Origin of the sequence: Terrisporobacter sp., assembly GCF_017888745.1 — a bacterium.
Taxonomy (GTDB): domain Bacteria; phylum Bacillota; class Clostridia; order Peptostreptococcales; family Peptostreptococcaceae; genus Terrisporobacter.
In genome coordinates, this window is sequence record NZ_JAGHFM010000057.1 from 1 (window position 1) to 13,191 (window position 13,191).

Genomic DNA, 13,191 nt, shown 5'->3' on the forward strand with positions numbered 1-13,191 from the left:
ATGCTCCATCTCCTTCATTTAATATATATGGAAGATTTAATTCTTCTAAAGCTTCTCTTAATCCATTTTCAGCAGCTTCCCAATCTTGGTCAGTTCCTATTGAATTTTCTGGTCTAGTAGATAACTCTAAGTGATACTCAAATCCAAAAGTCTTGTAAACTCTATCTATTAAATCTACAACACCTTTTATTTGATCTTTTATTTGTTCTGGTAACATGAATATATGAGCATCATCTTGAGTAAAAGCTCTAACTCTCATTAATCCATGTAGTGCACCTGATAATTCATGTCTATGAACCCTTCCTAACTCTGCAACCTTCATTGGGAACTCTTTATATGAATGTGGCTTAGAGTTATAGTATATTAATGATCCTGGACAGTTCATTGGTTTTATAGCAAACTGTTGATCATCTATATTTACAGTATACATATTTTCTTTATAGTTAAACCAGTGTCCTGAAGTTTCCCATAATTTTTGGTTTAATATTATTGGAGTTTCAATTTCTTGGTATCCATCTTCTCTGTGTATTTCTCTCCAGAATTTTAATAAAGAATTTTTTAATTCCATACCTTTTGGTAAGAATAGAGGGAACCCTGGACCTTCTTCTGGTATAAAGAATAAATCTAATTCTTTACCTAATTTTCTATGGTCTCTCTTTTTAGCTTCTTCTAATAAGTGTAAATATTGTTCTAAATCTTTATTCTTTTCAAAAGTTATCCCATAAACTCTTTGAAGCATTTTATTTTTTTCATCCCCACGCCAATAAGCACCTGCAACACTAAGTAGTTTAACAGCTTTTACTTTTTTAGTTGATGGTAAATGTGGTCCTCTACATAAATCAGTGAAATCCCCTTGTTTGTAGAATGATATAATTTCACCTTCTGGTAAATCTTCTATTAATTCTTGTTTATATATTTCACCATTTTCTTTTGCCCATGATAAAGCTTCTTCTCTTGGTAATTCATATCTTTCAACTTTTAAATCTTCTTTAGCTATTTTTTTCATTTCAGCTTCTATTTTTTCTAAATCTTCCATAGTTAGTCTATGATCTAAATCTATGTCGTAATAGAATCCATTTTCTATACTTGGCCCTATTGCAAACTTAGCATCAGGGTATAATCTTTTTATAGCTTGTGCTAACATATGTGCAGATGTATGTCTAAATACATCCTTACCTTCTGCATCATCAAACTTGAATAAGTTTAATGAACAATCTTCCTTAACTACATAATCAAGTCCTACTACTTCATCATTTACCGATGCAGCAACCACTGCTCTTGCTAAACCTTCGCTTATTGATTTTGCAATCTCTAAGACAGAAAGTTCATTTTCAAATTCTCTTATTGATCCGTCTTTTAATGTAACTTTAATCATTGTTTTGCCTCCTATAAAATTATATATTATACAATAAAAAAACTCGTCCCAAAAAAATTGGGACGAGTAATATCTCGTGGTTCCACCCAAGTTGATATATATAAAAAATATATCCTCTTGATGACTATAAGGTAGTCAACCGAATACTTTCACATATAGAAATATGCTAATAAATTCTGCTCCAAGCTAGTTTTCAAATAGGATTATTTTCGACGAGCTCACAGCCAAGGCCCATTCTTCTCTTTAAAATAATTAATCTATTTTACTTTGTCTCTTCATTGCACTATTTTTAATTAATCTTAATTATATCAGATAGATTATCATAATTCAACTATATTATTTTATATTCCAATCTTAGTTGTATTATATTAATTACTATATATTAGTGTTACCTTTCCTTCAAATAATAAACTAACCATTTCTACTATTTCTCTAGATTTTTTATTATTGGACATATCTAGTATTTCAATTTTTTTAGGACAAAGTGTAATTATTGCACTTATTAAAAGATCTTCATTATTTAAATCCTCTTGCATAGCAATATTAATCAAATCTTGATTATTTAAATTTTCAATTTGATTACCATGTTCATCACTTAAAATAAAATTACTATCTTTTGTGATAGTTATTCTTAATAAATTCATTTTTTCTTCTTGTATTTCAATGAAATATTTTAAAGAATCTAAAAATTCCTTTTTATCTCTTTTAATTAGATGTTCTTCCAACGCTATGTCACTTAATATAGATAAATAACTATGAAAATCTTTCATTCTAAATTTAAAGAAACCACCTAAGTTTAAATCATTGTTATCTATAATAAAATCATATACTTTACTATATATAGTTTTTTTTATAAAATCATGTTTTTTATCAAATAAACTTAATGCTTCTATGTATACACTTTCCTTCTCCCCTTCTTCTATATTATTATAGGTTTTCCATATGTAATCTTTCAAATCTCTCTGTTTAATTATATTGATTATTAAATCTGTAATACTAGAACAAAGTCTATCATAGCCTTTTACTTTAGTTATATTTATAGATATGCAATCTAAATCTTCATCATAGCTAACTATATCAAGATAACTTTTCTCTTGAAGAAATTCTCTTACAAATTCTATATGTTGGGGTAAAAAACTTATTTGCATAGTTCTATCCGTCATACTATCGCCCCTTTCAAATAATTAAGAGAAATTTATTCTTAGTTAAATCCATCTATTTTTATTATCTCATTTATAACTATTTTAATTCATATTCCATCTATAAATAACTTAAATTTTAATGTAAATATTTATATTTTAAATAAAAAATTCGCTTCGCTCATGTCGCCAACGGCTTTGCCCGTTGCTCAAAATTTATTTTTTTACAACTTCTCAAACATATTTATAATGCTTTAACCTAGTAGTTTTTCACAATTGCAAACTCAATATAATTTCCTTGCACGTAAAAAAATGCTATGAAAAATTTCATAGCATTTTTGAAAATTATCTTTCACCTTTTTTATATGCATTACCTAAAGCAGATGGAGCTTTAGAATTTTTAACAAATAATACTAGAACTATTAATGTTACTATATAAGGTATCATTGATAATAAGTTTTCATTTATTGTAAATGGCAATGTTGGACTTCCAAAGTATACAGATAATGCTGTTGAGAATCCAAATAATAAACAAGCAAGTGCTGCCCATTGAGGTCTCCATTTTCCAAATATAACAGCTGCCATAGCTATATATCCTTGACCAGATACTAATGTAGGTCTGAATGAAGAAACTAACGCTAAACTCATTGAAGCTCCTCCTAAACCTGCTAAGAATCCAGAAATTATAACACCACTATATCTTACTTTAGTAACATTTATACCTAAAGTATCTGCAGCTCCTGGGTGCTCTCCAACAGCTCTTATTCTAAGACCAAATTTAGTTTTATATAAAACATAATAAACTACTGCAATTAATATAAATGCTATATACACTGTTGCATAGTTATTAAATATTGTATCTAATGTTCCGCCAGACTCAAATATACCATTAAATAATCTTGGCATTTTATCTTCCATTGGTATTGTTGGAGTAGTTGTTGCTCCATCAAACATTATTTTAGATAAAAATAAAGCCAAACCTGGGGCTAAAAGGTTAATTGCAACCCCTGATATAGTATGGTCTGCATTGAAGTTTATTGTTGCTATTGCATGAATTAAAGCAAATAATGCACCAGCAAGACCACCAACTAAAAATGCTATCCATGGATTACCTGTTATAACTCCAGCTGCGGCTGCTGAAAAAGCACCAATAGTCATCATACCTTCTAGACCTATATTTATAATACCTGAGTTTTCAGAGAATACTCCTCCTAATGCTGTGTATATAAGGGGAGTTGAGTACATTAATGTTGTACTAATAATAAGCGCTAAATCTTGCATTATTCGTTACCCCCTTTTGCTCTTTTTGCCTTTATTTTAGTATATAAAATTCTTAATCCATTACTTAAAGCGATAAAGTAAACTATAGAACCGATAACAATGTTTATTACTTCTGAAGGAGAATTTACAGCTTGCATTTTTATACCACCGTATTTAAATGCTCCAAATAATAAACCAGAGAATATAACTCCTATAGGATTGCTATTAGCTATTAATGCTACAGCTATTCCGTCAAATCCATAACCTTCTTGCGCTGCTAATACTGTTATATTATGAGTTACACCCATAACCTGTATTGCGCCTGCTATACCAGCTAATAAACCTGCTATAGCCATTGATTTTAATATAGATTTACTAACATCTATACCAGCATATTCAGCTGCATCTCTGTTATGACCAACTGCTCTAAGTTCGAAACCTAAAGTAGTTTTAGTTAATATAAACCAAATTACAAATACTAATACTAAAGATATAACTATACCCCAGTTAACGCTAGTAGCTGGTCCAACTAAATCTTTCATCCAATTTATACTTATACTCGCTGTTTCTTTTATATCTACTGATGCTTCACTATTTGGTATAGATAGGAAACTATTCGAAACCATAAAGTTACTTAAATAGAATGCTATCCAGTTTAACATTATTGAAGCTATAACTTCATTTATTCCAAACTTAGCTTTTAGGAAACCAGATATTGCACCCCAAAGTCCACCAGCAAATCCTGCTACTATCATTGTCACAGGTATATGAATTATAGCTGGTAAATCTAAACTATAACCTAATATAGTTGCGACTAATGCACCTATTATAAACTGCCCTTCTGCACCTATATTAAATAAACCTGTTTTAAAAGCAAATGCTATAGATAAACCAGTAAGAATATATGGTGTTGCCTTTATAATAGTCCAAGCTATATATTTAGGTTTTCCTATAATACCTTCTATCATCGCCCCATAAACTAATATTGGATCATTTCCTGATATAACAAGAACTATTGCCCCAACAAGTAAACCAAGAGCTATTGATAATAATGAAAACTTAACTGCATCATTAAAAAAAGAAACTTTCTTTTTAGCTTTTAAGCTATTTTCCATTGCAGTCACCTCCTGCCATCATCATTCCTAGTTCATTTTCATCTGTTTCTTTAGCATTTACTATACCAACTATTTTACCTTCGTATATAACCGCTATTCTATCAGATACATTCATGACTTCATCTAATTCTAAAGATACTAAAAGAACTCCATTTCCTGCATCTCTTTGTTCAACTAATGATTTATGAACGAACTCTATAGCACCTACATCAAGACCTCTTGTCGGCTGAGTCGCTATTAATAACTGTGGTTCATGACTATCTTGTCTTGAAACTTCTATATTTGTAACTTCTCTACCTATTATAATTTTTTGTTGGTTACCACCTGATAAGCCTCTTGCTTTAGCATTAAGGTCATTTGGTCTAACATCAAATCTATCAATTATTTTTTGAGCTTGTTCATTTATTGCTTGTGGGTTTAATATTCCATTTTTAGAATATTTATTCTCTTTATAGTTTTGTAAAACAACATTTTCAGCAACAGTGTAATCTAATACAAGACCTCTTTTTTGTCTATCTTCTGGAATATTTTTTATTCCTTTTTTAAATATTTGTTTTGGAGTATTATTTACAACTGTGTCTCCATTGATTTCTATAATACCTGATTCAACTTTTCTAAGTCCTGTAAGAGCTTCAACTAACTCTGACTGACCATTTCCGTCGATACCAGCAATTCCTAGTATTTCTCCAGCTTTTACTTCTAAAGATAACCCATCAACGACATTTATCTTTCTATTATCTTTAACAATTAAATTATTTATCTTTAATACTGTTTTTGTAGGCTTTGCTTCTTCCTTTTCAACCTTAAAGTTAACTTCTCTTCCGACCATCATCTCTGCTAAGTCATTTTCTGTAACATCAGATACCTTTACTGTATCTATGTACTTTCCTCTTCTAATTACAGTACAATAATCCGCTATAGCCTTTATTTCCTTAAGTTTATGAGTAATTATTATTACTGATTTACCTTCTTTTGTTAAGTTTCTTATTATATTAATAAGCTCTGTTATCTCTTGTGGAGTTAAAACAGCTGTAGGTTCATCAAGTATAAGAGTTTCAGCTCCTCTATACAATGCTTTTAATATCTCAACTCTTTGTTGCATACCTACTGTTATATCTTGTATTTTTGACATTGGGTCAACAAATAATCCATATTTCTCAGATATTTCCTTAACATCCTTAATTGCTTTTTTCATATCTAGAGCTCCTAAATTTGCAGTTGGCTCTGTTCCTAATACAATATTCTCTGCAACTGTGAAAGGTTGAACAAGCATAAAATGTTGATGAACCATACCTATTCCTTTTGATATAGCTACATTTGGATTACTTATGTCTACTAATTCTCCATTTATATAAATCTCTCCTGATGTAGGATTATAAAGTCCATATAATATATTCATAAGAGTAGACTTACCCGCTCCATTTTCTCCTAAAAGCGCATGTACTTCACCTTTATGTACAGTCAAATTTATATTATCGTTTGCTACAAAGTCGCCGAACTTTTTAGTTATATTCTTCATTTCAACAACCTTTTGACTGTAGTCTATGATATTATTATTCATAGCTATTTTTGACCTCCTTGTCTAACTATATTTATTCAAAATAAAAAATTCACTTTGCTTAAGACACTGCGTGGGCGCTCTACCTCATATGGCCAACGTCTTCGCACGTTGCTCAAGCAACAAAGTTTATAATTATATATTATCTACAAGACAGATAACATATAATTTCCTTACAATTAAAAAATGGATAATATACCTATATATTATCCACAAATGGCACAATCTATTTGTTAGGTAAATTAAATTTTTTATAGATTTAATATTTATTTTTCCGTCATAATCTTTTAGGTATTGATACAATATTAAAATAACAACTTAATTATTGTTAAAGTATTTATTATACTTAATTTAAACAAATAAATTATCATTCGATTACTAATTATATATTTTGCAAAATAGTGTAACATTTAATCATTATAATGCAATTAGTATATAATATTTATCTTAATAATTATATCATTCTACAAGATTTTTGCCAACAATAATTGCTTTAAATAATAAAAAAATAATATATGTTATTCTGCTTTTTTGACAATAAAATATTCCATTGAAATAGTTTAATATCTCAATGGAATATCATTTATATCTTTACTATAAAATAGTTAATTATTATTTATCTCCGTATGCTTTTTTATATTCTTCCTCAGTAGATGGAACTACTATTTTTCCATCAACGATTTCTTTAGATTTTTCATCAACAAAGTTTAATATTTCAGCTGGAACATTTTTCTCACTAGTTGGAGCTATACCAACACCACCAGTAGCTAAAGTATTTATCTTAACTTCACCAGATTTATAAGATCCATCAACTAAAGCTTTTACCATATCACCAACAGCTATATTAACATTTTTCATTGCTGAAGTTATTACGTTATCTGGAGCTAAATCATTTTGGTCTTTATCAACACCTATAGCATATTTTCCTGCTTCTTTAACTGCTTCTATAGCTCCTATACCTGCAGCACCAGCACATGGGAATATTACATCAACACCATTAGACATCATTGAATTAGCTATAGATTTTCCTAAAGCTGAATCAGAAAAACTGTTTGCATATTGAGCTAATACCTCAGCTTTTGGGTTAGCAGCTTTAACACCAGCTTTGAATCCATATTCGAATTTATCTAAAGTTAATGATTTCATACCACCTATGAAAGCAACTTTATTAGTTTCAGTCATTTTACCAGCTATTAAACCTACTAAATATCCTGATACATTATCTTCAAATATTAAAGAAGTTACGTTTTCTGGTTGCTTTTCGTAAGCATGGTCAACTATAGCAAATTGTTGCTCTGGATAAGCTTTTGCAGCTTTTTCTACAGCATCTGCTAGTTTATATCCTACACCTATTATTAAGTCTAATTCTTGATCAACGAATTGTTCTATATTTGGAGTGTAGTCTGCATCTTGTTTTGATTCTAAATATTTAACTTCTACTTTATCTTCGCCTAATTCTTTCTTTATAGCTTGTAATCCTTCCCAAGTAGTTTGGTTGAATGATTCATCGTTTACTCCACCAACATCTGTTATCATACCTACAGTGACTTTTTCTGTATCTGATGCAGAATCTTTAGATTCACATCCAACTAATAATCCTACTGACATTATCATAGTTAATGATAATGCAACTATTTTTTTGAATTTCATGATTTCCTCCTAAAAGTAGTATAAATTTCGTCTTTTTCAATTTATATTTTATACCATTTTATTCAATTTATCTATACTATTTTTAATTTTTTTATAATTTAAATTATTTTTTTAGTTACTTTTTTAAATATGTTACACTATTTATGTCATTAATTGTATTATAATCAATTTTTATTGGATTTAAATGCACAATATACCAATTATTACATATTTTTTTATAACATAAAAAAAGAGGTATATAACTACCCTCTTTTTTATTAATTTTATATTTATTTTTTAAAACAAAGTATTCCACTTACACCAGGCCCTGAGTGAGCACCTATGCAAGTTCCAACAATAAAATATTCTATTTTTTTAGGTTTAAATACCTCTGTAACAATTTGAGTTAATTTTTCTTTTTCTTTTAAATCATCACTGTAACCTATATATACTTCATCCTGTTCTATATCATTACCAAGTTTCTCTTTAATTAAGTCAACCATTTTGTTGATTGCATTTTTCTTTCCTCTAACCTGACCAGCTTGAGAAACTAATCCATCCTTAACTTCCAATATAGGTTTAATATTTAATATACTACCAACGGCTGCCTTTGTAGAAGATATTCTACCTCCTTTTTGAAGGTATTCTAAAGTATCTACAGTGAACATTAATATAAATTTTTCTTTCAATTTATCTAATTCTTCAAATACTTCTTCAATACTTTTTCCTTCATTAATTAATTCAGCAGCCTTAACTACAAATATACCTGCACCAAAAGTTAAATTATAAGTATCATATATATGTATGTCGCCTTCAGAATCATTTTTAGCCATTATAGCACTTTGACATGTTCCTGTTGCTGCCGAAGATCCAGATAAATATAATACTGTTTTTCCTTCATTAGTATATTTGTCAAATATCTCCTTGAATTGAGCATATGTAGCTTGAGATGTTTTAGGATGAACATTTTGTTCTCTCAATATTTTATAAAATTCTTCTGGTTTTATATCTATTCCATCCCTATACTCTTTTCCGTCTAATATAACTGTTAAAGGTACTACATCTATATCATATTGCTCTAAATAGTCTTTATTTACATCCGATAAACTATCACATATTATTTTTATGTTACTCATCCCATCAATATCCTTTCTTAATTTACTAAATCTTCACAAACTATCTCATATTTGGATAACCAATTTGTCTTAGAGCCTCATAAACTACTATAGCAACTGAATTAGATAAATTTAACGATCTAGCTTTTTCTAATTTTACCATAGGTATTCTCATACATGTTTCTTTATTTTCTGCTAAAAGACTTTCTGGTAACCCTTTTGTTTCTTTTCCGAATACTACAAAACATCCATCCTCAAATTCCATATCTGAATGAGCTTTGTCAGTCTTTGTTGTTGAGTAGAAAAATTTAGAATCAGGATATTTAGCTTGTAATTCTTCAAAACTATCATAATATTTAATATCTGAAATATCCCAGTAATCAAGACCAGATCTTTTTAAATATTTATCTTGTAACGAAAAACCTAACGGTCTTATTAAATGTAAAGTTGCTCCTGTATTAGCGCAAGTTCTTATTATATTACCTGTATTTTGAGGTATCTCAGGTTCTACTAGTACCACATTTATTGACATAATAATCCTCCGTTTATATTTCTCTAATAAATTTTGACATATTGCTTAATTTTAAGCCTTCTTATTTTAACCTAAATACATTATAACAGAAATTTATTTTAATAATAGTTGATTTTTTATACACCATTACTTTCTTTCTTGTCTGGTTCCATATATAATCACTTTATCTTGAGGAGGATAATAACTTTCTCCAATATATTCAGTCTTATTATCTAATTTACTTTTATAAACCCTATAAGTCTTTACTTTATACCCTTTTCTACCTTGTTGCTCAATAATTTCTTGTCCAAAATCATATTCTTCACTATTTTTTCTTATTACCTTATTATTAATTATATCAGTCACTTCTGTTATGACTTCAATATCCATTTTATCCTTTTCATTTCCATAAATAGTAGATACAATTTTATTATTGTCAATTTCATTATATATAAAAACAGGTGCATTAAATTTATTACTAAATTTTAAATCTATACATCCTCTAGATACTGTAGCATCTCTTCCTTTTTCAATATATTTACTTGGAATAGAATGATTTTTTACATTAATAATTTTCATACCAGAATACAAAGCAGCATTATAGATTGTACTAGAAACTTGGCACATACCTCCGCCTATTCCTTTTTCAGATTTGCCATTTATTATTACAGGAGCTTCTTTTAAATATTTGTATATATGAGCGTCCTCTATATTAGAATTAAAAGAAAATCTTTCTCCAGGACAAAGTAATATATTATTATTTGCATCTGATGCTAACTTTATATTACTACTTCTATTTTTATTGTTAGGATTAAAATATGTTTCAAACCTTCCTAAAACACTATTAATCTGGCTTAATTGACTATATAGATAATGTGGCTTTATATATGATATAGGTATAATTACATCTTTTTTATCTATATTCTCAATTTTACTTATTAGTACTTGTCTTAATTCATTTTCGTTTAATTTATATCCATACTTTTCTTTAGTAACTATAATGTTACCATTATTAACTCCTATAGTTGAATTAATAGGCTTTTTATAAATTTCTTTATTAATATATTTTATATACTCCTCTAGTTTTTTTTCATTATAAGTTATATTATAATCTAAAATAAGTTTATCTCCCATATTTAAGTTAGCTTTAACCTTTAAATTCGATATAATTCCTTCACTTCTTCCAACATCATAGGCTTCTTTTACCAATTCATCAACGTTGTAATCCACATCTATTTTTTCTTTTGAAAAAATAAATTCTTTATTATTTAATTTTAATATACAAGATTCATTATTACTTAACATTTCATTTATCTTATTTTCTGCTTCATTTTTTGTTAAGCCTGATAAATCCATGTCTCTTATATATACATTCTTGTGTATTTTACCTTTAAATTCAATAGCATTACTTAAGACTACATTGTTGAATGATATAATAATTAATGATAAAAGTATTGCAATCTTAAGCTTTCTCAAAATTATCATTCCTTTCCTTGATAATAATTACAATCATCTTTTATAGGGCATAACTTACACTCTGGTTTTCTTGCTTTACATAATCTCCTTCCATGAAAAATTAGAACATGATGGGAGTGAGACCATCTATGTTTAGGTATAGCATCCATTAATGCAAATTCCGTTTTTTCCGGAGTTTTGGTATTTACTATACCAATTCTATTTGAAACTCTAAAAACATGTGTATCTACAGCTATTGCATCCTTATTAAACGCATTACTTAAAACAACATCTGCTGTTTTTCTACCTACACCAGGCAGTTTTACAAGTTCTTCTAAAGTATCTGGGACTTCACCGTTATAGTCTCTGCATAACATTTCAGATGTAGCTTTAATTTTTTTAGCTTTACTTTTATAAAGCCCGCATGTTTTTATTTCTTCTATGATTTCATCTTCCGACAGCTGAGCAAACGCCTCGGCTGTATTATACTTTTTAAACATTTCTCTTGTAACGATATTTACCCTTACATCAGTACATTGAGCTGATAATATAGTCGCTATTAACAACTCAAATGCTGTTGTATATTCTAACTCACAACGAGCATCTGGATATAACTCTTCTAATTTATCTAAAATTTCATTTACATTTTTCATTTTATTTCCCCCTTATTTTATATTTTACTTTTATTATCTATCAATTTAATCAATATATAACAAAGTAGTATTTTCAATTTTTTGTTTTTTTGTATTAAAAAAGCAAAAACTTTATAAGTTCTTGCTTTTAATTATACCAATATATTTAATCTTCCTTTAATTCTTTTGATCGATTATAAGTATCTAACTTGTTTTTTACCATTTTTTTTATATCTTCAAACACATTATTCATTAAAATTTCTGTTGCCTCTTCAATAGAACTTATTGGATAAATATTAAAATCACCTTTTTCTATAGATTCTTCTAATTCTCTAGATAATATTAAATTATTCATATTATCTTTCGGCAAAATTACTCCATAGTTTTTATTTTCAAATCCTCTTTTTTTGCAAATGTTATAAAATCCTTCTATTTTTTCAGTTATACCTCCTACTACTTGTATGTCTCCTTTTTGATTAAGTGATCCTGTAACTGCAATATTTTGTTTAATCGGAACTCCGCTTAATGAAGAAAGTATTGCACATAATTCTGCTAAAGTTGCACTATCTCCATCTATCCCTCCATAATTTTGTTCAAAACAAATAAAAGCATTCATAGATAAAGGATATTCCTGTGCAAAGTTTTCTGTTAAATAACCTTGTAAAATCAATACACCTTTACTATGTATAGATCCACTCATTTTCACTTCTCTTTCGATATTTATAATACCTCTATTTCCCATACTAGTAGTAACACTTATTCTTGATGGACGGCCAAAACAATATTCTCCCATAGTATAAACAGAAAGGCCATTTATTACTCCTACCCTTGATCCTTCAGTATCTATCATTATTGTATTATTATCAAAAAATTCATCTAGTTTGTTTTCTATTTTATTAAGCCTATTTCTTTTTTCTAATACTGCCCTTTGAACATCCTCAGCCTGGACTAATTCTCTATTTTCAATTTTAGCAAATATATCTGCTTCTGTTACTATTTCTAATAGCTTATTAAAGTCTGTAGATAATTTTTTCTTATTTCCAACAATTCTTGTACTTTGTTTTATAATATCTTCTACAGCTTCATAAGTAAAATGGTTAAGATGATTTTTATTACATTGGAAAGCGATAAACCTAGCTATTCCATCTTCTGTATATTCATTTCTATCCATCTCATTATCAAAATCAACAAATATTTTAAAGTACTTACTAAACTCGTCATCATATTTATAAAGTACATCATAAATATAATTAATTCCTATTAAAATGATTTTCACATCAAGTGGTATATCTTCAGGCTCAATTGATACTTTTGTATCTATAGATATTTTTTGTGATTGTATAGCTTTTTTCAACAACTCCCAAGACATAGGATAAGATAAAAGTTGTTGTGCATATAATAC

The 13,191-nt window shown here is 28.3% G+C and carries 11 protein-coding genes and 1 other annotated feature; all 11 genes read right to left on the reverse strand.

Translation table 11 applies throughout. The features are described 5' to 3' along the window. Positions 1-1,375, reverse strand: a 1,375-nt coding sequence (thrS, locus tag J7G74_RS02350) for a threonine--tRNA ligase (RefSeq protein WP_297131396.1), incomplete at its 3' end; no start/stop codon positions are given. A 55-nt stretch (positions 1,376-1,430) separates the two neighbouring features. Beyond that, positions 1,431-1,663: a binding site (T-box leader), on the reverse strand. Positions 1,664-1,743: 80 nt separating this feature from the next. Then, a complete protein-coding gene (locus J7G74_RS02355) occupies positions 1,744-2,538 on the reverse strand; it encodes a putative sporulation protein YtxC (RefSeq protein WP_297131398.1) in 795 nt (264 codons plus the stop codon). Positions 2,539-2,859: 321 nt separating this feature from the next. Continuing rightward, on the reverse strand, positions 2,860-3,795 hold the full coding sequence (locus J7G74_RS02360; protein ID WP_297131400.1) for an ABC transporter permease: 936 nt from the start codon (positions 3,793-3,795) through the stop codon (positions 2,860-2,862). Beyond that, entirely contained in the window at positions 3,795-4,889 is a 1,095-nt protein-coding gene (locus J7G74_RS02365; protein ID WP_297131403.1) for an ABC transporter permease, read from the reverse strand. The genes J7G74_RS02360 and J7G74_RS02365 overlap by 1 nt, the downstream gene beginning before the upstream one ends. After that, complete coding sequence (locus J7G74_RS02370; protein ID WP_297131406.1) at positions 4,879-6,450, reverse strand: ABC transporter ATP-binding protein; 1,572 nt, start codon at positions 6,448-6,450, stop codon at positions 4,879-4,881. The genes J7G74_RS02365 and J7G74_RS02370 overlap by 11 nt, the downstream gene beginning before the upstream one ends. 609 nt (positions 6,451-7,059) lie before the next feature. Beyond that, the gene (locus J7G74_RS02375; protein ID WP_297131409.1) at positions 7,060-8,097 is read right to left on the reverse strand and encodes a BMP family lipoprotein; all 1,038 of its coding nucleotides are present in this window, start codon (positions 8,095-8,097) and stop codon (positions 7,060-7,062) included. Between the two features lie 269 nt (positions 8,098-8,366). Then, a complete protein-coding gene (locus tag J7G74_RS02380) occupies positions 8,367-9,212 on the reverse strand; it encodes a DegV family protein (RefSeq protein ID WP_297131412.1) in 846 nt (281 codons plus the stop codon). Between the two features lie 40 nt (positions 9,213-9,252). After that, complete coding sequence (gene trmL / locus J7G74_RS02385) at positions 9,253-9,723, reverse strand: tRNA (uridine(34)/cytosine(34)/5-carboxymethylaminomethyluridine(34)-2'-O)-methyltransferase TrmL (protein WP_187295296.1); 471 nt, start codon at positions 9,721-9,723, stop codon at positions 9,253-9,255. Between the two features lie 126 nt (positions 9,724-9,849). After that, on the reverse strand, positions 9,850-11,178 hold the full coding sequence (locus J7G74_RS02390; protein WP_297131420.1) for a VanW family protein: 1,329 nt from the start codon (positions 11,176-11,178) through the stop codon (positions 9,850-9,852). A 5-nt stretch (positions 11,179-11,183) separates the two neighbouring features. Next, complete coding sequence (gene nth, locus J7G74_RS02395; protein ID WP_297131423.1) at positions 11,184-11,810, reverse strand: endonuclease III; 627 nt, start codon at positions 11,808-11,810, stop codon at positions 11,184-11,186. Between the two features lie 145 nt (positions 11,811-11,955). Further along, positions 11,956-13,191, reverse strand: a 1,236-nt coding sequence (locus tag J7G74_RS02400; protein ID WP_297131426.1) for an AAA family ATPase, incomplete at its 5' end; no start/stop codon positions are given.